We start from the raw sequence: 22,863 nt of genomic DNA on the forward strand, positions 1-22,863 counted from the left end.
GGGGATCAGGGCCGGCGGGATGCCGGCTTGGCACGGGTGGCTGCGGGCGTGACGACGGCGGCCGGCGGCGGCGTCAGGCGCGGCGTCTCGACGACGAGGCGCTTGACCGGCCAGCCGTCGGCCCACCGCTCCATGTCGCTCAGCCGCGGATTGGCCTTCAGCGCTTGAGCGTCGGCACCGCCGAAGGCCGCCGTGGCGGCGAGATCGAAGGTCTTCCAATAGGCGAGATAGTCGAGACTGTCCGTGCGCGCGTTGTTGATCTGCGCGACCAGGGTGGTCTGCTCGCCGGTGAGCGCCATGTCGGGCGTCCACTTGAACGGCGGCGTCGGCTGCTTCAGGTCACGCGGCGGCTCGGGCGGCAGTTTCAGGGCGCCGCCATCATAGGCCGGGTCTGCACCGGCGGGCGAGGCCAGGGTGGCGGTGAGCGCCGGGAAGCCATGGTCGTCCGACAGGGCACGCAGGAAGAGCTTGCGCTCGGGCGTCACGGCGCTCGCCTCGCGCAGGAGACGGCGAGCCGCGAGATCGGCCGCCCGTGCGTCGCGGTCGCCGATCACCGTGACCACGAGGGTCTCGGGGGCGATTCTGGACAGGTCGTGCAGGACGATGCCGCGCGCCTTGGCGTCGCTGGCGATGCCGCCGGGCATGATCGCGAAGACGAGGCGCGGCACGGGCAGGCCCTGCTCGGCTGCGTCCGCCGCGACGTTGGCGGCGATGGGCGCACCAGCGAGATGCCCGATCACCGCGACGCGCTTCACATCCGGTTTGGCATCGGCATCCTGGGCCAGCTCCGAGAATGCGGTCTTGAGCAGGCGTTCGGCGCTGGCCGAGGCATCGGCCGGTCGCGTCCGGTTGATCTCCTGGAAGCGCGGAAACACCACGAGGAATCCCGTGCGGGCAAGGTGATCGATCCAGGCGCCGTAGGCTTGCGGGTTCGGCGCTCCCCAGGCGTGGAGGAACACCGCCACGGGGCGGCCCTCCGCGGGGGCGGGCCCCACCTTGTGGAAGATGAGAGTCGCCGCGCCGGGCCGCCCGAGGGCACGCTTGACGATGGTCGCGGCGCGGTCGCCGATCCCGCCCGGTCCCTCAGCCGGCTGAACCGGCGGAGCGGCCGCCAAGGCCGGGCCTTGCGGGGCACCGACGAAGCAAAGGCAAGCGGCGGCAAGGCCGAGGCGAAGGTTCAGGCGCATGGCGGGCTCGACAGACGAAATCGGAACGGCAGGGGCCCGACGGCCGAGACATAGCAGATCACGCAGGGCGCGCGACGGCGGGAGCAAAGCTCCTGAATAGTGCGGTATTCCCGCCGCACTCTATGATGCCGCGCCATCCTCGCTCGCGTGCCGTCGCTTCCCGTCGATGAGGTTCGCCAAGTGCAGGAGATCGCCGGGCACCGAAGAATCCTCGACGTCGCCATAGAGATCACGCAGATCGTTTCCGATCCGCGCGAGCAGCGCCGACTCGTCGAAGACCGTGTAGGACGCGGCCGTCATTGGGGCATATCGGTTGTGTTGGTTGCCGGACGTCATGGGAGTCACACCGGACCGCTCGCGCGGTTTCGTACGAAGAGACTCGGTAAACGGTCCGGTACGCTCAAGTTTCCACTTTGCCGACGATAATTTTGGAACCGCTCGCGCCCGTCCCGATCACGTCGGGACCGATCCGAGCTTCGGCCGAGCGGCCAGCCGCTTCCTGAACCCAGGCCAGGATGTCGGCGGCACGCCAGGGTTTGGGGATGAACGTCGCAGACATCCGCAGGTCGCTCGGCTGGTCGCCGGCATCGCCCGACGTGAGGAGGACCCGGACCCGGGGCCAAGTGACGCCGATGATGCGGGCGAGTTCGAAACCGCCGATGGGACCCGGCGTACGAACGTCCGAGAAGACGACGCTGACTTCGTCGCCGCGGTCGTTGAGGATCGCCAGGGCACGTTCAGCCGTCTCGGCCTCGATGACTCGAAAACCCGTCTCCTCCAGTAACTCGGCCGCGAGATAGCGCTCGTCGGGCTCGTCCTCGACGACGAGGATGACCGGGCGTGCATCGGACAGGGGGGAAGAACTCATGGTCCGGAACGCTCTTCAAGCCAGGACGGCGGGCCGATCCTCTTAGTATCCGATCCGTGAGCTAACCGACGAATGTGTCGGCCATGCGGGCGCGGGCCGCGACGTTTTTCGATCAATGCAGCATTCGTGCCTCAGTTCCCCGTCGAGGGGCCGCGCCCGGCATCGTCGTCAGACGCCCTGCGTCTTGAGAAAGGCCAGGGCTCGGGTCCAGCCGTCCTCCGCCGCTTCGCGCCGGTAGCTCGGTCGGTAATCGGCGTGGAAGCCGTGGGGTGCATCCGGATAGACGACGAGCTCGACGGACTTGCCCGCCGCCCGTGCCTTGTCCCGCGCCGCCTCGATGGCAGCAACCGGGATGCCGGTATCGGCGGCGCCGTACAGACCGAGAAGAGGTGCGTTGATCTCGCCGGCGACATCGTCGGCCGTGCGTGGCTGGATCGACGTGCGTTCGCCGCCCATGGCGCCGTACCAGGCCACGCCGGCCTTCAGATCCCGGCGATGGGCGGCGTAGAGCCAGACGCCCCGCCCGCCCCGACACCAGCCCATGGTGGCGAGGCGGGATGCGTCGCCGTTCGAGTTCGAAACCGCCCAGGCCACGGCGGCGTCGAGGTCGGCCATCCACTGGGTGTCAGGCGTCTTCGAGATGACGTCCCGGACGATCACCTTGGCATCGGTCATGGTCGAGAGATCGCCCTGGCGGGCGTAGAGCTCGGGTGCCACGGCGCAGTAGCCGACCTTGGCCAGGCGCCGGCAGATGTCCTTGATGTAGTCGTGGACGCCGAAAATCTCCTCGATGACGAGGATAACCGGGAACGGTCCCTGCCCTTCCGGCATTGCGCGGTAGCCGGGCATCGGCCCGTCGGCGGCGGGGATGCGAACTTCGCCTGCCACGAGGCCGGCGGCGTCCGTATGGATCACCTGCGCTTCGACGGAAGTCGTGGCGAGGGTGAGTCCGGTCATCAGGCTCGTCATCACGAAGCCGCGCCGGGAAAACGGGGGTGCCAGGAGGCCTTCAAGGCCGTTCATCCCGGCCGCGCCGTCATCGTGATTGTGTCCCATGATTCTCTCCGATGCCCGACCGGCATCTAGGGCCGGGCGCTCGGAGAGCAACGTCCCGCGTCAGAGCGCGACGCGCTGGACGCCCGCCTCCACTGTCCGCGGCACGGGCATGCCGATCCGGCGGCTGCCGCCACGCACCTCCGGCGAAGCATTGCGCTTGCGCGCGGCGCTCTGCTTCGGTGCCTTGGGGCGGATCACCTCGCCCAGGGTGACGAAGCCGTCAGCGGCCTTTCCGATGCCCTGCCCGGCCGTCAAGCCGAAGCCCATGGCGAAGGACGGGGCGAGACCGGCATCGCGGGTGATCGCGAAGGTGTCGAGGGCGGCGAGGAAGGCCTCGCGGAACGGCAAGGGCCGGCACCAGCTCTTCTCGGCCAAGTGCAGCGGCCATTCCCACAAATCGCCCCGGCGCATTCCGAGCACGTCGCGAGCGATGAAGTACCCGGTCGCGCGATGCTCCAGCCCCTCGGGCAGGACGCTCCATTCGGCGTTGCCGAACAGGGGGACGGCGGTCGCGCGGATCTCGTCCGGATGCAGGTCGATCATGATGTCCCCTCATGGCGCCGCGCGAATCACCCGATCGGTGATCGACGTGTCGTTTAGAACATTGAGGGAACATTGGTCCGAATCGGGACGGCCGTCAAGCGATGTTCTTGTTGCGTTCGTGCGTGACCGTCAGGATTTGGGTTTGCGGAACAGCGGGTGTTCCACCCGATCGCCGGCATGGATGCCCAGACGCGCCGTGGTGCCGGCATTGAGCTCGAGCACGGACAGGACCGCCTCGCCCGATGGGATGACCTTCGTCGAGAGCGGTTCCGTATCCGTGGCGATGCGCGCGATGGTCCCGTCCGCGCGGATGAACACCATGTCGAGGGGCAGGTAGGTGTTCTTCATCCACATGGCCACGGGTGCGGCGGCCTGGAAGTCGAACAGCATGCCGTGATCGGGGGCCATGGTGCGCCGGTACATGAGGCCGCGCGAGCGGTCGGCATCCGTCCGCATCACCTCGACGGCGAAGGCGTGGCGCCCGGCGCGGGATGCGATGGTCAGGGGCTCGGTCTGGCCGGAGGCCGCGTCCTGCGCGGGGGCGGCCGTGAGACCGAGACCGAGGAACAGAAGCGCACAGAGCGCGCGCAGGGCGGCTTTGGTGTTCGACAACGCGGAACTCATGCTTGGGGAAAAAGTGTGGGCTCGGGGAAAAGCTTGGTTCAGTGCGAGACGGGCAGCGCGCCGTCGGGAAAGCGGACCTCCGCCGCCATCCTGCCCTTCGAGCCGTCACCGTAGCGGACGAGAACGATCTCGCCGGGTTTGAGTTCGGCGATGCCGTAGCGGCGAAGCGTCTCCATATGCACGAAGATGTCGGGCGTGCCGTCGCCCCGGCTGAGGAAGCCGAAGCCGCGCAGGCGATTGAACCACTTCACCACCGCCGTCTCGAGGCCGCTCGTCGGCGTGACGCTGACATGGGTGCGCGGCAGCGGCAGTTCGGAGGGATGCAGGGCCGTGGATTGATCGAGGGAGAGTACCCGGAACGCCTGCCAGCCGCGTGGCCGCTCGGTCGCCTCCACGACGACGCGCGCGCCCTCGCTGGCGGATTGGTGACCGTCGCGGCGCAGGCAGGTGATGTGGAGCAGCACGTCCGCCGCGCCGTCGTCGGGCACGATGAAGCCGAACCCCTTCGCCACGTCGAACCACTTGATGCGACCGGCCACCTCGATCAGGTCGAGGGGGCGCTGGGTCTCACCGCCGAGGCCCTCGCCGGTGCGGGCATCCGCGTGCTCGTCCGCCGAATGCCCCCCGTAGGAGCCTGCCCCGAAATCGTCCGACATTAAGCAACCCATACCGAATCACGCCACGCGATCCGAAAGGGAGATTAACGAAGTCGTCACCCTGCGGAAGCCTAATTGGTGTCCGCGCGTGTCGATCCATGCCGCATTGTTCGGCAGGCGGGTGCGGGTGCCACAGGGGATCGCGAGGGCGTCGGATCGATGTTAGGGCCAGGGGATGGCCCTCCCTCCACCCGGTCCCGACGCCGCCCCCGTGTCCCGGTCGCGCGCGCGCATCGACGCCCTCGACGCCACGCGGGGCGTGGCCCTCGGGGCGATGGCGATCTACCATGCGACCTGGGACCTGGGGTACCTCCGGCTGACACCGGAAAACTACGCCCTCACGCCGGCCGGCAGGATCGCCGCCCACCTCATCGCCGGCGGCTTCCTCGTCCTCGTCGGGATCGGGCTCGTCCTCGCCCATGGCGGTGGCGTCCGGCGCAGGGCCATGCTGATGCGCCTCCTGCGCATCGGCGGGGCGGCGCTCGCCGTGACGGCGGCGACCTACGCGCTGTTTCCGGGGAGCTACGTGTTCTTCGGCATCCTGCACTGCATCGCACTCTCCAGCGTGCTCGCCCTGCCGTTCCTGTTCGCACCGGTGGCGGTGACGGCGCTCTGCGCCGCCGTCGTGATGGCGGCGCCCCACGTCGTGGGTGGTGGGGTGCTCGACGCGCCGGCCCTGTTCTTCCTCGGGCTCGGCCGGACGTTGCCGCAGACCAACGATTACGTGCCGCTGTTCCCGTGGTTCGGGCTTGTCCTGGCGGGAATCGTCGCCGGGCGCCTTGCGCTGCCCCGTTTGGCGGACACGCGGATCGGCGGCTGGCGGGCCACGCGAGGACCCGGGCGTTTCGCCGCCTTCGCCGGACGGCACAGCCTCGCCGTCTATCTCGTCCACCAGCCCGTGCTGCTGGCGCTGTTCTCGGGCCTCGCCGCCCTCACGGGGCCGCATCCGCGCGCCGGCGAGGCGGAGTTCCGCACCACCTATGCCCGCAACTGCGTCGCGACGGGGGGCGAAGCCGCGGCGTGCCGGTTGGCGGCGCGCTGCGTCGTCGGGGCCTTCCGGCGCGACGGCCTGTGGGCGCAATCGCAGCGGACTTTCACGGTGGCGGAGCGGGCCCGCGCACAAGTTCTGTCGCAGGACTGCTACGAGGCCGCCGAAGGCACCGCCCCGGTGCCCTGAAAGCCTCAGTCCTTGGAACTCAGTCCTTGGCGCGCTCCACGTAGGAGCCGTCTTCCGTCATGATCACCACGCGGGTGCCGACGGCGATGTGCGGCGGCACGGCGGTCCGCACGCCGTTCGACAGGATGGCGGGCTTGTAGGACGAGGACGCGGTCTGGCCCTTCATGGCCGGCTCGGTCTCGGTGATCTCGAGGGTGACGCGCTGGGGCAGCTCGACGGTGAGCGCGACGTCGTTGTGGATCGAGACCTTCACGGTCATGCCCTCCTGGAGGTAGGGGGCGGCATCGCCGATCACGTCCTTCTGGATCGCGACCTGCTCGTAGGTCTCGGGGTTCATGAAGTGGAAGCCCTCGCCGTCCTCGTACAGGAAGGTGTGGTCGCGGTCCTCGACGAAGGCGCGCTCCACCGACTCGGTGGTGCGGTAGCGCTCGGACACCTTCACGCCGTCGGTGATGCGGCGCATGTCGAGCTGCGTCACCGGGGTGCCCTTGCCGGGGTGGATGTTCTCGATCGTCAGGATGACGTAGAGCTTGCCATCCTTGTCGACGACGTTGCCCTTGCGGAGCGTAGAGGCGATCACCTTCACGGGGTCAGGTCCTGTTCGTGTCTCGAGAAACGGGTCGGTCGCCCCGGCGCGGTTCCGGCCCGCGGGAGCGACATCGTCGGTCCGCCACTACCCTATCCGTGGCCCCGTTGCCAGCCGCAGGACTTGCTGGGTGTAGCAGCCGGGAGGCTGCGAGACGTGGAGGCGCCCGGCCACCCGTGATATGGCCCGCCCGATGACCGACCCCTCCCCCTGGTGGCATCCGGACCGCCACGCCGACCGGCGCCCGGCCCTGATGGCGCGCAACCGCATCACCGCCGCCCTGCGGGGACACTTTTCGAAGCGCGACTTCGTCGAGGTGGAGGCGGTCTGCCTCCAGGTCTCGCCCGGCAACGAGGCCCATCTCTCGGCCTTCGCCACTGAAATTCTCGGGGCCGATGGGGTTTCCCGCCCGCTCTACCTCCACACGTCGCCCGAGTTCGCCTGCAAGACCTTGCTGGCGGCCGGCGAACACCGGATCGTGAGTTTCTCGCGGGTGTTCCGCAACCGCGAGCGCGGGCCCCTGCACCATCCCGAGTTCACCATGCTGGAATGGTACCGGGCGGGCGAGGACTACACCCAGCTCATGCGGGACTGCGCCGAGGTGCTGGCGCTCTCCGCCGAAGCGGCGGGCACGCGGGTTCTCACCCATCGCGGCCGCGAAGCCGATCCGTTCGCGCCCGTCCGGCGGCTGACCCTGGCCGAGGCCTTTTCGGAGGTGGGCATCGATCTGTTGGCGACCGTAGCCGCGGACGGGACGACGGACCGCGATGCCTTCGCGGCATCCGTGGCGCGGGCGGGCCTGCGGGTTGCCGAGGACGACACCTGGGCCGACCTCTTCAGCCGCGTCCTCGTCGCCCGCATCGAGCCCAGTCTCGGCCTCGGGCGCCCGACCGTCCTGTGCGAGTATCCCGTGTCCGAGGCCGCCCTGGCCCGGCCGAGCCCAAGCGATCCGCGGGTGGCCGAGCGGTTCGAGCTCTATGCCTGCGGCGTCGAACTCGCCAACGCGTTCGGCGAACTCACCGACCCGGCCGAGCAGCGCCGGCGCTTCACCCTCGAGATGAACGAGAAGGAACGGGTCTACGGCGAGCGCTACCCCATCGACGAGGCGTTCTTGGAGGCGCTCGCCATCATGCCGGAGGCCAGCGGCATCGCGCTCGGCCTCGACCGCCTCGTGATGCTCTGCGTCGGCGCGCGCCATATCGAGGACGTGCTGTGGACCCCCGTCACCGGGGGACGGCCATGAACCGCCCGCTCAAGAGCGCCGCCGATCTCGTCCGCGCCGGCCTCGTGGATGCGGCGGCCCTGCCCGCCCTGGAGGCCGTGGCCGCCCGCTACGCCGTCTCGGTGACGCCGGAGCTCGCCGACCTCATCGATGCGGCCGATCCCCACGACCCCATCGCCCGCCAGTTCGTGCCGCGACCGGAGGAACTCGCGACGCGCCCGGAGGAGGATGCCGATCCCATCGGCGACGATGCCCACAGCCCCCTGCCCGGCCTCGTCCACCGCTATCCCGACCGGGTCCTCCTGAAGCCGCTGCACGTCTGCCCGGTCTATTGCCGGTTCTGCTTCCGCCGCGAACGGGTCGGCCCCGACGGTCTCGGCACCCTGAGCGACGGCGAACTCGACGCGGCGTTCGCCTACATCGCCGGCCGGCCGGAGATCTGGGAGGTGGTGGTCACCGGGGGCGATCCCTTCGCGCTCTCGCCCCGGCGGCTGGCCCGCATCGCCTCGGCGCTGAGGGCGATTCCCCACGTGCGGGTGCTGCGCTTCCACACCCGCGTGCCGGTGGTCGATCCGTCGGTCGTCAGCGACAGCCTCGTCGCGGCCCTGAAGCAGTTCGACGGCGCGGTGTTCGTGGCGCTCCACGCCAACCATCCGCGCGAGTTCACCCCCGCCGCCGCCGGCGCCATCGCCCGCCTCGTCGATGCCGGCATCCCCATGGTGAGTCAAACGGTGCTGCTCGCCGGCGTGAACGACGATCCCGACACCCTCGGCCGGTTGATGCGGACCTTCGTGGAGCACCGGATCAAGCCGTACTACCTCCACCACGGCGACCTCGCCCCCGGCACCGGGCACCTGCGCACCGATCTCGCCGAGGGGCGCACCCTGATGGGGCACCTGCGCGGCCGGCTCTCGGGACTCGCCCAGCCCCTCTACGTCCTCGACATCCCCGGCGGCCACGGCAAGGTGCCGGTGGGGCCGGACTACCTCCGGGCGACGGAGGCCGGCTGGCGGGTCGAGGACCCGCAGGGCCGCGTCCACGACTACCCGCCGATCCCGAAAGCGTGAGGCCGGTTCGCGCCTCGCGTCCCCTCTCCTGAAGGTCGCGCCCGCGTCATGTTCTTTCCGCTCTCGAAGCTGATCTTCTTCGTCCTCACGCCGTCCAACGCGCTGATCCTCGCCTTGGTCGCGGGGGCGCTCCTCATTGCCTTCGGACGCGGGCGCCGATTCGGGCGCGGCCTCGTCCTCGCGGCTGCCCTCGGACTCCTCGTGGCCGGCTTCTCTCCCCTCGCCCTCTGGGCCGCCCTGCCCCTCGAGGAACGGTTCCCGGCCTTCGTCGACGACGGCACGCCGGTGGCCGGGATCGTCGTCCTCGGCGGCGGCGTCGAGACACGCCTGTCGGCGGCGCGCGACCAGCTCGTCCTCAACGAGGCCGGCGAGCGCCAGATCGCCCTGGCCGACCTCGCCCGGCGCTATCCGGACGCGCGTCTTGCGTTCGCGGGCGGAAGCGCGGGGCTGCGGCCGGGCGAGGTGTCCGAATCGGAGATCGTCGGGCGCACCGCCGACGGCCTCGGCCTGCCGCGCACCCGCCTCATCCTGGAGGACCGCTCGCGCAACACCCGCGAGAACGCCGCGTTCACCGCCGATCTCGTCAAGCCGAAGCCCGGCGAGCGCTGGCTCCTCGTCACCTCGGCCTGGCACATGCCCCGCGCCGTCGGCTGTTTTCGCGCCGCGGGCTTCACCGTGGCCGCCTATCCCGTCGACTATCGCACGGCCGGCCCGCGCGACGCGGTCCGCTTCAACAGCTTCGCCTCCGATGGGCTCGCCCTCCTCGACGTCGTGGTCAAGGAGTGGATCGGCCTCGCGGCCTATCGGCTCGCCGGCTACACCGACGCCTGGATGCCGGCGCCTCAGGCGTCGTCGGCTCCCGTCGAATCGACGTCGGCCGACGGCAGCGCCAATCGGTAGATGCCGCGAAAATCGTCGACGTCCTCCACCGGCTTGCCCTTGCGCAGGATCGCGATCTGGCCGGCCTTGGTCATCCGCACGGCGATGCGGCGGACGGGCTGCATCATCGGGCTCCACACCTCGGGCTGGGCGCCGCCGATGTCGCGGGCCACTTCCGAGGGGCACACGGTCTTGCCCGGACCGCGCGCAGCCAGGAGGCGCAGGATGGTCTCGGCGATGAGGTCCTCGCTGGGGCCCTTGCGGACGGGGGCTGCCGGAGGCTGCGTCGGCGCGGCCTTCGGAGCGGGGGGAGCCTTCGCGCCGGGCGTCTCGGCGGCCTTCTTGGCGGCCGTCTTCTTGCCCTTGAGCGCTTTGGCGGCGGCGGCCCTGGCGATGGCGGTCTTGCGGGGTGGTTTCTTCGGATTGGTCATGGGTCCAACCCCTGCCCTGTCCCGTCGTCCTGCGCCAGGAGGGCAGCGCGGATTTTCGAACTGAACTGGCGCCGCCACATCACGCAGACCACCGCCGTGGTGGTGAGAAACAGCAGAACCGGGCTCACGAACCAGCCGAGATAAGCGAGGGCGAAGAAGAACGCCCGCTGCCCGCGCGCGAAGTGGGAGCCCGCGGCGATGTTCATGGCCGCCGCACGACCAGCCGCGCGCTGCATCTCGACCATGCTGGCGCTCGAGCCCTTGGGCGGCACCGCCCCGAGCAGGATCGCCCCGTAATTGAACAGCCGATAGGCCCAGGAGAACTTGAAGAACGCGTAGATGAACACCACCGCCAGCCCCGCGACCTTGATCTCCCAGGTCGTCCGCGTGGCGACGGCCCCGAACGGCAGCGCGCCGAACAGCGTGAGCACGTCGTCGCCCGAGCGCGACAGGGTGAGCACGCCGCCCAGCGCGATGAGGGAGGTCGAGGCGAAGAAGGCGGTGCCGTTCTGGAGGGAAGCGTTGATGGTGGTGTCGACCACCCGGTTGTCGCGGTGGATGAGCTGCTGCGCCCAGATCTCGCGCTGCCGGTTCATGATCTGGCTCAGGCTCGTGCGCCGGCCCCGCATCCGCGACACCGCCATGCCGTAGCCGCCCCAGGCCGCCAGGAAGAAGCACAGGGCGGCGAAGTCGAGGTAGGAGAAGTCCGCCGTGATCATCGGGTGCGCCTGATGCCGGGCCGATCGCGACCGACCCGGCGCTAGCCCGGAAGGCCGATCCCTGTCCAGGGCCGGCCCGAAGGGGATGTTTCAGTCGCGCAGGATATGAAAGCCGGGCGCCGGCGCCTCGCCGTCGGTCACGGCCACGTCCGTCACACGCGCCCCGGGAGGGCCTTGCCGACAGGCGGCGAGCATGGCCGCGACGGCCTCCGGAGACCCCGAAAACGTCGCCGCCACGGTACCGTCGGGCCGGTTGCGGACGTGGCCCGAGAGGCCGAGGCGTCCGGCCTCGGCCCTGGTCCAGAACCGATAGCCGACGCCCTGCACGTGGCCGTGGACGATCACATCGACGGTTCGGTCAAGGCTCAATCCGGCTCTCCCTCAACGGGCGCGAACCGCGGCCCCCACGGGCGCCTGCGTACGGGCGGGTTCGCCCTGCGCCCTCGGGCGGTAGGTGAGGTACCACGCCACGGAAATGAAGAGCACGCCACCGACGAAGTTGCCCAGCGTCACGGGAATCTGGTTCCACACCCACCATTGCTCGAACGAGACCGGCGCGCCGAGCATCATGCCGGCGGGGATGACGAACATGTTCACCACGGCGTGCTCGAAGCCCTGCGCGAAGAACAGGAATACCGGCAGCCAGGCCCCGAGGATCTTGCCGAAGGTCGAGGTCGACATCATCGCCATGGTGACGCCGAGGCAGACCATCCAGTTGCACAGCATCGCCTTGACGAAGACCGTGAGCATTCCGGCCGAGCCGAGCGCCTCGTACGCAATGGTCTTGGCGCTCGCGATGTCGATGATCTTCTGGGCCACGCCGGCGGGCGGGGTGTGCCAGGCATTCGACAGGGCGATGACGAGGAGGAGCGCGTAGAGCACGCTGCCCAGGAGGTTTCCGACGAAGCCCCAGGCGAAATTGCGCATCATCGGCGCGAAGCCGACCCGGCCGTCCAGGAACGACAGGCCGAGGATGCCGAAATTGCCGGTGCACAGTTCGAGCCCGAGGCAGACGATCATCACGAAGCCGACGGGAAACACCAGGGCGCCGACGAAGGGCACCCCGGTCTGGACGGAGCCGGTGATGGCGAGACTCGTGGCGATCCCGAGGATCGCGCCCGACATCATGCCGCGCACGAGCATGTCGGTGATCGACAATTGGGCACGTTGCACGCCGGAATCGCTCATGGCCGCCGCCATCTCGGCCGGTTTCACATAGTCCATCGGGGTCGCTCCGAAATCACGATTGTTTCGCGATTCGGGAGGCAAGGGCGGGGCCAGATGCGGCAGCGATGGGGGGGAAAGCGACGCGGAGGCATAGGATTGCGCGTCACGCATGGGTTTACCGTCAGGCGGCGCGGCCCCGCAGCCAGCCGCGCAGTTCGGCGATGTAGGTCGCGGGCAGTTGCGCCGCATCCGCCGCCGCCAGGACCGATTCGAGGTAGCCGGGCCGGGGCGTCCCCTGGGCGCTGCTGCCGCCGAGGTAGATCAGGGCGCGCTTCGCCCCGCCCTTCAAGGTGACGGGCTGGTACGCCTTGATGTAGAGGCCGCCGCCCACACCCTCGTAGCGGTCGAGGGCCGGCACTTCGGCGAGGACCAGGTCCCAGACCACGCCCCACACGGTGGCGCGCGGATCGCGCACCACCGAGGCATAGCCCTCGCGCATGACGATGAAGCGATGACGGTTGAGCCGACCCTGCCCGACCAGGCGCGAGCCCGGGCAGCGCGCGGCCATGGCGGCGGCGTCCATGTTGGCGCCGTAGGCGAAGTAGAGCGGCACGCGCCGTCCGGGCTCAGGCGAACTCGAGGATTACCGCGTCGACGGCGAGGCTGTCGCCCTCCTTGGCGGCGATCTTGGAGACCGTCGCGTCGCGCTCGGCGCGCAGGACGTTCTCCATCTTCATCGCCTCGACGATGGCGAGCGCCTCGCCGTTCTTCACCTCCTGGCCTTCCTTCACCAGGATCGCCTTGACGAGACCGGGCATCGGGCAGAGCACCTGCTTGCCCGAGCCGGCATCGACCTTCACCGGCATCAGGGCGGCGAGTTCGGCCTCGCGCCGGGTGTAGACGCGGGCTTGCGCCGCCGCACCGGCATGCTGGAGCGCGACGCCGTTGAGGAGGCCCCGCACCTGCATGGCCACGCGCCTGCCGGCGATCTCGCCCTGCCACACGGGCTCGCCCGGACGCCAGTCGCTCTGGACGGGCCAGGTCGCTCCGTCGGCGCCCGTGACGATGAGCGTGCCGCCGACCGCATCGACGGTGACGGGGTAGGATTCCCCGGCCAGGATCACGACGCGGTCGCGCTCGAAGTGGAGCAGGGCCGGGTCGCGCATCTGGCCGGAGATGCCGCGCTTGCGCGTGTTGAGCTTGTGGTCGATGGCCGCCGCCGCCGCCGCCATGATCTGCGCGATCTCGCCCTCGGGCTCGGGGGCGGAGAAGCCCTCGGGGAACTCCTCGGCGATGAAGCCCGTGGAGATGTTGCCCGAGCGCCAGCGCGGATGCGCCATCAGGGCCGACAGGAACGGGATGTTGTGGCGGATGCCGTCGATGGCGAAGGCATCGAGCGCCTCGCCCTGGGATTCGATGGCCTGCGCCCGGGTCGGCGCCCAGGTGACGAGCTTGGCGATCATCGGATCGTAGTGGATCGCGATTTCGCCACCCTCCTCCACGCCGGTGTCGTTGCGGACGATCGCGTCGCCGAACTTTCCTTCGGCCGGTGGCCGGTAGGTGGTGAGGCGGCCGATGGAGGGCAGGAAGTTGCGGGTGGGATCTTCCGCGTAGACGCGGCTCTCGACGGCCCAGCCGTCCAGCTTCACCGCGTCCTGCGTCAGCGGCAGGGCCTCGCCGTAGGCCGAGCGGATCATCATCTCGACGAGGTCGAGGCCGGTGATCATCTCGGTGACCGGATGCTCGACCTGCAGGCGGGTGTTCATTTCCAGGAAGTAGAACGACTTGTCCTGGCCGGCGACGAACTCCACCGTACCGGCGGAATCGTAGTTCACGGCTTTGGCCAGGGCCACGGCCTGCTCGCCCATCTTCTTCCGGGTCGCTTCGTCGAGGAGCGGCGACGGCGCCTCCTCGATGACCTTCTGGTTGCGGCGCTGGATCGAGCACTCGCGTTCGCCGAGATAGATCACGTTGCCGTGCTTGTCGCCGATCACCTGGATCTCGATGTGGCGCGGGTCGGTGATGAACTTCTCTACGAACACCCGGTCGTCGCCGAAGGACGAGGCGGCCTCGGACTTGGCGCGGGCGAAGCCCTCGGCGACCTCGTCGGAGGAATAGGCGATGCGCATGCCCTTGCCGCCGCCGCCGGCGGACGCCTTGATCATCACCGGGTAGCCGATCTCGTCCGCGATGGTGACGGCGTGCTCAGGGCTCTCGATGACGCCGAGGAAGCCCGGCACGGTGGAGACGTTGGCGGCGGACGCCGCCTTCTTCGATTCGATCTTGTCGCCCATGGCGGCGATGGCCCCCGGATTGGGGCCGATGAAGACGATGCCGGCGGCTTCGAGCGCGCGCGGAAACGATTCGCGCTCGGACAGGAAGCCGTAGCCCGGGTGCACCGCCTGGGCGCCGGTCTGCTTGCAGGCGTCGATGATCTTCTCGATGAGCAGGTAGGACTGCGCCGCCGGGGCCGGGCCGATATGCACGGCCTCGTCGGCCATGGCGACGTGGACCGCGTCCCGGTCGGCGTCCGAGTAGACCGCCACGGTCTTGATGCCCATGCGGCGGGCGGTCTTGATGATGCGACAGGCGATCTCGCCACGGTTCGCGATCAGGATCTTCTCGAACATCGGTCCGGCACTCTGGTCGGTCAGGAAAGGTCGGGGCGCGCGGGACGCCCAAGCTCGTTCCCGTTAAAGCAGTTCTCCGGCTTCGGAAAGCTGACCGGCCCGGTGCGACGGGGTTTCTTCAATCCAGCCTGCGCCCGGTCCCGGTTCGCCGCCCCCCGCTCACGCCGCCACGAGAAATTCCACCGGGGCGGGGTCGGCGGCGCGGCGGCGGTTGGCCTCCAGGGCGAAGGCGATGAGGGCCTCGTCGCAGGACTGGGCCTCGCGCACCACGGCCTGTGCGATCTGACCGGCCAGCAGCGTCGGGCCGGTGCCGTTGCGCAGGGAGGCGGCGAGCCAGCGCGCCGTACCGGCATCGATGGTGCCCGTGGGCCGCTCGCCCCAGACGGTGAAATCGACGATGGCGGCGGCGAGGTAGGGGCCGAAGCCCGGATCGATCTGCGGCACGGCCCGGTCCAGGGCGATGAGCATGTCGACCTCGTCGCGGTCGAGGAAGCCGTCCGGCAGCACGTCGCGCATGAGCGCCTGGACATCGGCGAGGGTGATGCGGCCGGCGGCAACGGTGCGGTTGCAGAAGAGCTGCAGCGAATGGTTGATCATGTCTTGATTCCTCCTCGGCTTCATCTTTGCCGGTCTGTGCCCGTGTCTATGGTTGGACTATGCGGGCCGGGAGGCTTCAAGCAGTTAACGGCCAAATCTGAATCGACGTTCAGGTTAAAGCCTGATCACGAATGAGACTTATCGAAAGATGTCTAAACCCGCCGGGCTCAGCGCACCACGACCTTCGAACCGATGGGCACGCGCTCGTAGAGGTCGACCACGTCGGCGTTGAGCATGCGGATGCAGCCCGACGACACCGCCTGCCCGATCTTCTCCGGCTCGTTGGTGCCGTGGATGCGGAACAGCGTGTCCTTCTTGCCCTCGGCGAGATAGAGCGCCCGCGCGCCGATGGGGCTCGTCGGACCGCCCTCCAGGCGCTTGGGCAGATCCGGCCGGCGCGCCAGCATCTCGGGCGGCGGGTTCCAATCCGGCCACTCGCCCTTGCGATCGACTTCCGCCGTGCCGGCCCAGGCCATGCCGGCATGGCCGACGGCGACGGGGTAGCGCACGGCCTTGCCGTCGGGCAGCACGAAGTAGAGACGGCGCTCCTTCGTCACGACGATCACCGTGCCGGGCGCCTCCTTGGTCGGATACTCGACGGTGGCGCGGGCGATCTTCGGATCGATGACGGCGCTGGGCGCGAGCTTCATCCATTCCTTGTCGCGCGCCTCGCCCGTGAGGGCGGCCGGCGCTGCCAGGGACGTCTGCACCACCGGTGCGGTGGGGGGCGCCACGTTGGCCGTCTGCGTGTTGCAGGCGGCCAGGGGAAGTGCGCCCGCGAGGACGGCGAGGAGCGGAAGTGCGCGCATGGAACGGGCCTGTCGGCATGCCCACGTCGAGCCGAAGATCGGGCTCGACATAAACTTGGTTGATGAGGTCTTGCGCAACCTAACCTGAGCGCGCATCCCGGCGTAGGGTCACGCATCGAAGACGTGGCGCATTTGCATCGCCTGTTGCCCTGAGGCAACGACACGGGTGGGCATCCGCTTGGGGGGATGATGTGACGACGCTTTACGTGAGCCATCCCGCCGCCCTCGACCACGCCATGCCGGCGGGGCACCCCGAATGTCCGGATCGCATCCGCGCCGTCGAGCGGGTTCTGGAGGACGAGCGATTCGCCGGCCTCGTGCGCGGGCTTGCCCCCCTCGCCGACCCGGCGGTGCCGACCCTGGTCCATCCGGTGCCCTACGTGCAGGCGCTCATCGAGGCGGCCCCGCGCGAAGGTTTCGTCCAGATCGACGGCGATACGCTCCTGTCGCCCGGCACCATCGAGGCGGCCCTGCGCGGCGTCGGCGGTGCGGTCCATGCCGTCGATGCGGTGATGAAGGGCGAGTGCCGCAACGCTTTCGTCGCCATGCGCCCGCCCGGACACCACGCCGAGCGCATGCAGGCCATGGGCTTCTGCGTGTTCAACCATGCCGCCATCGCGGCCCGCCACGCGCGTCAGGTGCACGGGGCCACCCGCGTCGCCCTGGTGGATTGGGACGTGCATCACGGCAACGGCTCGCAGGACATCTTCTGGGACGATGCCAGCGTGCTGTACGCCTCGACCCACGAGATGCCGCTCTATCCCGGCACGGGCGCGGCCTCGGAACGCGGCAATCACGACACCATCGTCAACGTGCCGCTCCGCGCCGGCGACGGCAGCGAGCGGTTCCGGGAGGTGTTCGAGGCCGGCATCCTGCGCCGGCTGGAGGCGTTCGCCCCGGACCTCATCGTGATCTCGGCCGGTTTCGATGCCCACCGCCTCGATCCCCTGGCCCATCTCCAGCTCGACGAGGCCGATTTCGGCTGGGCCACCCGGCGCGTCATGGAGATTGCGGAGAAGCACGCGGGTGGCCGCGTCGTCTCGGTGCTGGAGGGTGGCTACAGCCTCAAGGGGTTGGGGCTGTCGGTCGCCGCCCATATGGACGCCTTGATGGGGCGGTGAGCGGTCGCCGGACCACGGCGGACGGGGCTACGACCTGGATGTTTTGCCCTGTTGCGCTTCCATGTGGTGACGCAGGACCGCGTTCATGCGGGCCTGATAACCGCGGCCGTCGCGTTTGAAGAAATCCACTACGTCACGATCGAAACTGGCGTGGATGGAGGTTTTGCCGGACGGCAAGATCACGGTCGCATTCACCCAGTGACTTTCGTCCGTGGCGGGATTGTCTTCGTCATCGGCGGCGATTCGTTCGATCTCGTTGTCGGACATGGCTCGGAGGGCGGCCCAATCCGTGCGGTCAGGGAGCGGCTCAGCTTTCTTGTGACTTGGCATGGTACATCCTCCTTTCTATCCGACTTGCGATCCGTGCTGAGATAACTCGATACTTGGGTGGCCGCTTCGTGAAGGTGACATTCAAGATCAATTCACCGATTTCGACGAGCATATTAAACCGTCGTTCGCCGTAATCGTGCCTTGTGTCTTCCGTCACGATGGCGAAGCGTCCATCGGAAATAGCGTCGAGATCAGCAAAGTCTATTTTGCGTTCGTTGATATTCCTATTGTTCTTCGGGTCGTCCCAAATCGGGTGGTCGTTCTCACCCATTACCCAATGTGAACTGCAACTCAGGCGGGTACAAGAAGCATCCGCCCCAGATCCGATCGAGCGGGGAGGACTTTTTCATCTCGCTTTCGCTCGGCCGTGCCCGATGTTCGCACCCGGCAGCAGAAAGATTGTCCAAGGTCTCGCATCTTCCGATGGAGCCTGATCCGGGCCGCATCGCGGCCCTGTTCGCGCTACCCCTCCAGCCGCTCATCCCCCAAAAACTCGATCCCGAAGCCCGACAGGCCGACATAGGCCCGGGACGAGGTCGCCAGGTTCCGGATCGAGACGACGCCGAGGTCGCGCAGGATCTGGGCGCCGAGGCCGACTTCGCGCCACGCCCGGACGCGCTGGGCCTCCGCGCCCTCCTCGGCGTAGGATTGAAGCGGGACACCCGCCGACCCGTCGCGCAGGTAGACGAGGATACCGCGCCCCTCACGGGCGAAGCGGCGCTTGACCGCCTCGATCTGCTTCCCGCCCTCGATGACGTCGGCCACCACGTTGGAGCGGTGCAGCCGCACGAGTACGTCGCGGCCGTCGCCGATGTCGCCGTACACGAAGGCGAATTGCTGCACGGTCTCGAACGGCGTGGTGTAGGCGTAACCCGTCATCGCGCCGGACTCGGTGGTGACCGGGAAGGTCCCGACGCGCTCCACCAGCTTTTCGCGGGACTGGCGGTAGGCGATGAGGTCGGCCACGGACACGCGCCGGAGGTTGTGCAACTCCGAAAACGCCGTGATCTGCGGGCCCTTCATCACGGTGCCGTCGTCGTTGGCGAGTTCGCAGATCACGCCCACGGGCGGCAGCCCCGCGAGCTTGCACAGATCGACGGCCGCCTCGGTGTGGCCCGAGCGCATGAGCACGCCGCCATCCTTGGCGATGAGCGGGAAGACGTGGCCGGGTCGCACGAAATCCGATTCGCCCATGTTGCCGTTGGCGAGGGCCCGCACGGTGTTGCAGCGCTGCTCGGCGGAGATGCCCGTGGTGAGCCCGTGCTTGACGTCCACCGTCACGGTGAAGGCGGTGCCGAGCGGCGCGTCGTTGGCCGCCACCATGGGATCGAGGCGCAGGCGCCTGGCCTCGGCTCGGGTCAGGGGCGCGCAGACGATGCCGCAGGTGTTGCGGACGATGAAGGCCATCTTCTCGGGCGTGCAGAGGGAGGCGGCGACGACGAGGTCGCCCTCGTTCTCGCGGTCGTCGTCGTCGGTGACCACGACGATCTCGCCGCGGGCATAGGCCTCGATGGCCTGCGTAACATGGGTGTGGGGCACGGGCGGATCTCTCGGACTTGGCGTGGCGGGCTCGGCGGCGTGGAGCGGGCTCAAGGCCGCTCGCCCACCTGCCCCCGGTGGCGCAGATAGTGATCGGCGAGGACGCACGCCATCATGGCCTCGGCTACCGGCACGGCACGGATGCCGACGCAGGGATCGTGGCGGCCCTTGGTGACGAGGTCGACGTCGCGGTTGTCGCTGGTCACGCTCATGCGCGGGGTGAGGATCGACGAAGTCGGCTTGACGGCGAACCGGCACACGATGGGCTGGCCGGTGGAGATGCCGCCGAGCACGCCGCCGGCATGGTTGGCGAGGAAGGTCGGGGCACCGGCATTGCCCGAACGCATCTCGTCGGCATTGTCCTCGCCGCGCAGGGCCGCCGAAGCGAAGCCGTCGCCGATCTCCACGCCCTTCACGGCGTTGATGGACATCATCGCGGCGGCGAGATCCGCGTCGAGCTTGCCATAGATCGGCGCGCCGAGGCCCGGGGGCACGCCCTCGGCCACCACCTCGATCACCGCGCCGATGGACGAGCCGTCTTTCCGGATGTCGTCGAGATAGCCTTCGTAGAATTTCGCCGCCGTCGCGTCGGGGCAGAAGAAAGGATTCTTGCCGACCTCGTCCCAGTCCCAGCGCGACCGGTCGACGGCGTGCGGGCCCATCTGCACCAGGGCGGCGCGGATGATCACGCCCTCTGGCAGAACCCGGCGCGCGATAGCGCCGGCCGCCACCCGCGCGGCGGTCTCGCGGGCCGACGAGCGCCCCCCGCCGCGATAGTCGCGGATGCCGTACTTGGCGTCGTAGGCGTAATCGGCGTGGCCCGGCCGGTAGCTGTCGCGGATTTCAGAATAATCCTTCGAGCGCTGGTCGGTGTTCTCGATCTCCAGGGCGATGGGCGTGCCGGTGGTGAGCTGGCGGCCATGGGTGCGGTCGTCCGAGAACACGCCCGAGAGGATGCGGACCTGATCCGGCTCGCGGCGCTGGGTGGTGAAGCGCGACTGGCCGGGCTTGCGCCGATCCAGCTCCGCCTGGATGTCGGCGGCCTCGATGGCGATCCCGGGCGGGCAGCCGTCGACGACGCAGCCGAGGGCGACGCCGTGGCTCTCGCCGAAGGTGGTGACGCGGAAGAGATGGCCGAAGGTGTTGTGGGACATGGCGCCCCCGCTCTAGCGCGGGTTTTCGCGAGTCACAAATGCCGGGCCGGTGCCCGTCCCCTGCGGGGCCGGCCCGGCGGTACTCAAGCTGGGACGTCCGCGACCGTCCGGGGTTCCGTCTCGCGTACGGCGTTGCGCTCGTGCCGGAAGCGGGACAGTGCCGCATAGGTCTTCAGCCGCGCCCGCATGAGGGAGCCGAGCGGCCGGTGCGCCGCGAGGCTGTGGGCGGGGCGGAACGACAGCACGTCGTCCGCATAGGTGAAGCGCGCCGGACTGTCGGCCGCCTGCACCGGCAGGACGAGGCGGGCCACCGTGCGATAGGGACTTCTCGCGTCGGACCATTCCTTCGAGGCGTCCTCCACGGGCATGGCGTCGAGATCGGTGCAGAGCTGGACCCGGATCTCGAACACCGCTTCCGCCTCGCGGAACTGCGCCGCCACGGCGTGGCGGAACACGTCCGGATCGGCGCTCGGGTCGAGCGTTTCCTTGGCCAGGGCGTCCTGTGCCGGCGTCGCCGGAAAGGCGCCGACCTTGGCGACGAAGTCGCCGTAGCGCAGGGCGGCCTGGCTGTAATACGGCTCAGCCAGGGGGTGCTTCGGCGCGTGGCCGAAGAAGTCGAGGATCGGCGTGTCCTTGCCGGTGAAGGTCTTGACCAGGGTGTTGGCGGCCCGGGCCATCTTCGAGACGGCGACCTTCACGTCCTCCGGCGCCTTGGTGCCGATCTCGAGCTGCTTCATGCTGCCGAGGAAGCCCTCCGCGTCCGGATTGGGGAAGACCGGCCCGGTGGCCAGCACGAAATCCTGGGTGGTGCCGTTGTGGCCCGGCAGCGTCTCGCCCTCGACGCCGAACACCTTGATCGCCATGCCGCGGTGGGTGGAGACGGAATCCTTGAGGAGTTCGCCGGGTCCCTGCGCGAACCGGACCACCGCCGGATGGGTGCCGGGCCTGGCGAACAGGCCCTGTGCAAGCTCCGGCGGCAAGTCGCCGAGGATTTGCAACTCTCCGACCACGACACCGCTGACCTTGGCATGCGAGGCGCGCACGGCGTGGCCGTAGCGCTTGGCCGTGGTCTCGCTCTCGCGTGTCATCGAAGCGATGATCTGGTCGATCACCCCATCCTCGTCGGGCTTCGGGGTCTCGATCCCGTCGTGATAGCGCAGGTAGGTCTCGGCCATGGTTCACCCGTCCGGAGCAATTCCGGGGGAGAACGCGCGCCGACGCCCCCGTGTCCGGTCACGAATCGGTGTGCGGGGCTTCAGTCGCCCGGCCGTGCCAGCACGCCGCCCGTCATCGCCTCGCGGACCCCGGTGGTCGACGGGAAGGTGATCGGCAGGCCCTTCAGGGAACGCACGGCGAGATGCGCGAAGGCCTGGGCCTCGAGATAGGCCGAGGACCAGCCGATGGCGTCCGCCGTCGTGATCTCGGCGCGCAGGTGGTAGTTCAGCAGGCGCACGAGTTCGCCGTTGCGCGCGCCCCCCCCGGCCACGATCCAGCGGGTCGGAATTTCGGGCGCGTGGTCGAGGGCCCGGGCCACGGCGCGGGCCGTGAAGGCGGTGAGCGTCGCCGCGCCGTCCTCCGTGGAGAGCTGGCCCGCGAGCTTGTGGGAGAACCAGTTCCGGTCGAGGGATTTCGGCGGCCGGCGCGCGAAGAACGGGTGGATGAGGAGCCAGGCCAGCAGCGGCTCGTCCGGGCGCCCGCGCGCGGCGGTGCGGCCGCCGTCGTCGAGGGGCCGGCCCGTGCGCTCGCGCATCCAGTCGTCGATGAGGGCATTGCCCGGCCCGGTGTCGAAGGCGATGACCTCGCCGTTCGAGGCGATGAGCGTCGCGTTGGCGACGCCGCCGATGTTGAGGATGCCGAGGGCACCCTCGAAGCCCGAGGCGCGGGCGAGCGCCTGATGGAACACGGGTACGAGGGGCGCGCCCTGGCCACCCGCCGCGATGTCGGCGTGGCGCAGGTCCGACACCACGGGGATGCCGAGGCGTCGGCTCAAGGCGGCGCCGTCGCCGATCTGCACGCTCATGCGCTGGTCGGGCCGATGCACCACGGTCTGGCCGTGAAAGCCGATCACGTCGATATCGGCCGGCGTCAGGCCGTTGTCGGCGAGAAAACTCTCCACCGCTTCCGCATGGGCGGCGGTGACGAAGGCTTCCGCTTCCGGAAGACATCCCGGCCGGTCCTCCCGCGCGGTGACGGCTTCCGAATCGGCCAGCGCGCGGCGAAGCAGCTCGCGATCCTCGTCGGAGTAGCCGCGATAGCCCGTGGGGCCGAGGGGTTCGAGGTAGCCGTTGTGGCTCTGCACCACCCGGACGTCGTGCCCGTCCGTCTCGATGAGGGCGACGTCGACGCCGTCGAGGGACGTTCCGCTCATCAGGCCGATGGCGCGCATCATGGTCATGGTCGTGCCTTCCTCGGTCAGCCCTGCTAAGAGCCGGCGCAATGACGCGCGGTGCTATCACGCCGGTCCGCGCCGTGTCCCCCATCCGTGATCCTCCGACACCGGA

General features: G+C 69.3%; 27 protein-coding genes. 5 read left to right on the forward strand and 22 right to left on the reverse strand.

Going from position 1 to position 22,863, the window contains the following annotated elements; translation table 11 throughout:
* Positions 1-5: 5 nt before the first annotated feature.
* From FV218_RS09135 to FV218_RS09165, 7 genes are all read right to left on the reverse strand, one after another.
* Complete coding sequence (locus tag FV218_RS09135; RefSeq protein ID WP_147709491.1) at positions 6-1,187, reverse strand: alpha/beta hydrolase fold domain-containing protein; 1,182 nt, start codon at positions 1,185-1,187, stop codon at positions 6-8.
* A 120-nt stretch (positions 1,188-1,307) separates the two neighbouring features.
* Complete coding sequence (locus FV218_RS09140) at positions 1,308-1,487, reverse strand: hypothetical protein (RefSeq protein WP_244475044.1); 180 nt, start codon at positions 1,485-1,487, stop codon at positions 1,308-1,310.
* Between the two features lie 100 nt (positions 1,488-1,587).
* A complete protein-coding gene (locus tag FV218_RS09145) occupies positions 1,588-2,055 on the reverse strand; it encodes a response regulator (protein WP_147709493.1) in 468 nt (155 codons plus the stop codon).
* A 168-nt stretch (positions 2,056-2,223) separates the two neighbouring features.
* On the reverse strand, positions 2,224-3,078 hold the full coding sequence (locus FV218_RS09150) for a dienelactone hydrolase family protein (RefSeq protein WP_147709516.1): 855 nt from the start codon (positions 3,076-3,078) through the stop codon (positions 2,224-2,226).
* 93 nt (positions 3,079-3,171) lie between these two features.
* Entirely contained in the window at positions 3,172-3,654 is a 483-nt protein-coding gene (locus FV218_RS09155; protein WP_187273007.1) for a hypothetical protein, read from the reverse strand.
* Between the two features lie 129 nt (positions 3,655-3,783).
* Positions 3,784-4,278 carry a DUF192 domain-containing protein gene (locus FV218_RS09160; RefSeq protein ID WP_147709494.1) on the reverse strand — a complete coding sequence of 165 codons (495 nt, stop codon included), beginning with the start codon at positions 4,276-4,278 and terminating at the stop codon, positions 3,784-3,786.
* Positions 4,279-4,316: 38 nt separating this feature from the next.
* Positions 4,317-4,934: a cold-shock protein gene (locus FV218_RS09165; RefSeq protein ID WP_147709495.1), complete on the reverse strand. Its 618-nt coding sequence runs from the start codon at positions 4,932-4,934 to the stop codon at positions 4,317-4,319.
* 175 nt (positions 4,935-5,109) lie between these two features.
* On the opposite strand from FV218_RS09165, the gene FV218_RS09170 reads away from it, so the two are divergent.
* Positions 5,110-6,111 (forward strand): heparan-alpha-glucosaminide N-acetyltransferase, encoded by a 1,002-nt coding sequence (locus FV218_RS09170; protein ID WP_147709496.1) that lies wholly within the window; start codon positions 5,110-5,112, stop codon positions 6,109-6,111.
* Between the two features lie 19 nt (positions 6,112-6,130).
* On the opposite strand, the gene efp is transcribed toward FV218_RS09170, so the two are convergent.
* The gene (gene efp / locus FV218_RS09175; protein WP_056094356.1) at positions 6,131-6,697 is read right to left on the reverse strand and encodes an elongation factor P; all 567 of its coding nucleotides are present in this window, start codon (positions 6,695-6,697) and stop codon (positions 6,131-6,133) included.
* A 193-nt stretch (positions 6,698-6,890) separates the two neighbouring features.
* Between efp and epmA the strand changes: the two genes are divergently transcribed.
* Genes epmA through FV218_RS09190 form a run of 3 tightly spaced genes read left to right on the forward strand, consistent with a single transcriptional unit; the run spans position 6,891 to position 9,886 of the window.
* Positions 6,891-7,940: an EF-P lysine aminoacylase EpmA gene (gene epmA, locus FV218_RS09180; RefSeq protein ID WP_147709497.1), complete on the forward strand. Its 1,050-nt coding sequence runs from the start codon at positions 6,891-6,893 to the stop codon at positions 7,938-7,940.
* Positions 7,937-8,986: a lysine-2,3-aminomutase-like protein gene (locus FV218_RS09185; RefSeq protein WP_147709498.1), complete on the forward strand. Its 1,050-nt coding sequence runs from the start codon at positions 7,937-7,939 to the stop codon at positions 8,984-8,986. The genes epmA and FV218_RS09185 overlap by 4 nt, the downstream gene beginning before the upstream one ends.
* A 48-nt stretch (positions 8,987-9,034) precedes the next feature.
* Entirely contained in the window at positions 9,035-9,886 is an 852-nt protein-coding gene (locus tag FV218_RS09190; RefSeq protein WP_147709499.1) for a YdcF family protein, read from the forward strand.
* Here the strand turns inward: FV218_RS09190 and FV218_RS23185 are convergent.
* The 8 genes from FV218_RS23185 to FV218_RS09230 all read right to left on the reverse strand — a co-directional run bounded on the left by FV218_RS23185 (position 9,829) and on the right by FV218_RS09230 (position 16,218).
* Positions 9,829-10,104, reverse strand: coding sequence for a DUF3253 domain-containing protein (locus tag FV218_RS23185; RefSeq protein ID WP_246685049.1), 276 nt, complete (start codon positions 10,102-10,104; stop codon positions 9,829-9,831). The two genes, FV218_RS09190 and FV218_RS23185, sit on opposite strands and share 58 nt — an antisense overlap.
* Positions 10,105-10,292: 188 nt before the next feature.
* A complete protein-coding gene (locus FV218_RS09200) occupies positions 10,293-11,015 on the reverse strand; it encodes a DUF599 domain-containing protein (protein WP_147709501.1) in 723 nt (240 codons plus the stop codon).
* 90 nt (positions 11,016-11,105) lie between these two features.
* A complete protein-coding gene (locus FV218_RS09205) occupies positions 11,106-11,384 on the reverse strand; it encodes an acylphosphatase (RefSeq protein ID WP_147709502.1) in 279 nt (92 codons plus the stop codon).
* Between the two features lie 12 nt (positions 11,385-11,396).
* Positions 11,397-12,239, reverse strand: coding sequence for a formate/nitrite transporter family protein (locus FV218_RS09210; RefSeq protein WP_147709503.1), 843 nt, complete (start codon positions 12,237-12,239; stop codon positions 11,397-11,399).
* A 124-nt stretch (positions 12,240-12,363) separates the two neighbouring features.
* Positions 12,364-12,795: a gamma-glutamylcyclotransferase family protein gene (locus tag FV218_RS09215; protein WP_147709504.1), complete on the reverse strand. Its 432-nt coding sequence runs from the start codon at positions 12,793-12,795 to the stop codon at positions 12,364-12,366.
* Positions 12,796-12,808: 13 nt separating this feature from the next.
* Complete coding sequence (locus FV218_RS09220; RefSeq protein WP_147709505.1) at positions 12,809-14,812, reverse strand: acetyl/propionyl/methylcrotonyl-CoA carboxylase subunit alpha; 2,004 nt, start codon at positions 14,810-14,812, stop codon at positions 12,809-12,811.
* Positions 14,813-14,971: 159 nt separating this feature from the next.
* Positions 14,972-15,409: a hypothetical protein gene (locus tag FV218_RS09225; RefSeq protein ID WP_056094376.1), complete on the reverse strand. Its 438-nt coding sequence runs from the start codon at positions 15,407-15,409 to the stop codon at positions 14,972-14,974.
* Between the two features lie 167 nt (positions 15,410-15,576).
* Positions 15,577-16,218, reverse strand: coding sequence for a L,D-transpeptidase (locus FV218_RS09230; RefSeq protein WP_056094379.1), 642 nt, complete (start codon positions 16,216-16,218; stop codon positions 15,577-15,579).
* A gap of 191 nt (positions 16,219-16,409) precedes the next feature.
* On the opposite strand from FV218_RS09230, the gene FV218_RS09235 reads away from it, so the two are divergent.
* Complete coding sequence (locus FV218_RS09235) at positions 16,410-17,339, forward strand: histone deacetylase family protein (protein ID WP_147709506.1); 930 nt, start codon at positions 16,410-16,412, stop codon at positions 17,337-17,339.
* Between the two features lie 27 nt (positions 17,340-17,366).
* Here FV218_RS09235 and FV218_RS09240 read toward each other — a convergent pair whose 3' ends face one another.
* From FV218_RS09240 to FV218_RS09265, 6 genes are all read right to left on the reverse strand, one after another.
* A complete protein-coding gene (locus FV218_RS09240; RefSeq protein WP_147709507.1) occupies positions 17,367-17,669 on the reverse strand; it encodes a BrnA antitoxin family protein in 303 nt (100 codons plus the stop codon).
* Complete coding sequence (locus tag FV218_RS09245; protein ID WP_147709508.1) at positions 17,647-17,940, reverse strand: BrnT family toxin; 294 nt, start codon at positions 17,938-17,940, stop codon at positions 17,647-17,649. Before FV218_RS09245 ends, FV218_RS09240 begins: the two co-directional genes overlap by 23 nt.
* A gap of 191 nt (positions 17,941-18,131) precedes the next feature.
* Positions 18,132-19,208 carry a 3,4-dihydroxy-2-butanone-4-phosphate synthase gene (gene ribB / locus FV218_RS09250; RefSeq protein ID WP_056094388.1) on the reverse strand — a complete coding sequence of 359 codons (1,077 nt, stop codon included), beginning with the start codon at positions 19,206-19,208 and terminating at the stop codon, positions 18,132-18,134.
* Between the two features lie 50 nt (positions 19,209-19,258).
* Positions 19,259-20,362, reverse strand: a complete 1,104-nt coding sequence (aroC, locus tag FV218_RS09255; RefSeq protein ID WP_147709509.1) for a chorismate synthase — start codon at positions 20,360-20,362, stop codon at positions 19,259-19,261.
* Between the two features lie 83 nt (positions 20,363-20,445).
* Positions 20,446-21,537: a catalase family protein gene (locus FV218_RS09260; protein WP_147709510.1), complete on the reverse strand. Its 1,092-nt coding sequence runs from the start codon at positions 21,535-21,537 to the stop codon at positions 20,446-20,448.
* An 80-nt stretch (positions 21,538-21,617) separates the two neighbouring features.
* Entirely contained in the window at positions 21,618-22,757 is a 1,140-nt protein-coding gene (locus tag FV218_RS09265) for an anhydro-N-acetylmuramic acid kinase (protein WP_187273008.1), read from the reverse strand.
* Positions 22,758-22,863: the final 106 nt, after the last annotated feature.

The sequence above is a fragment of the Methylobacterium sp. WL69 genome (assembly GCF_008039485.1).
In the GTDB taxonomy this organism is placed as follows: domain Bacteria; phylum Pseudomonadota; class Alphaproteobacteria; order Rhizobiales; family Beijerinckiaceae; genus Methylobacterium.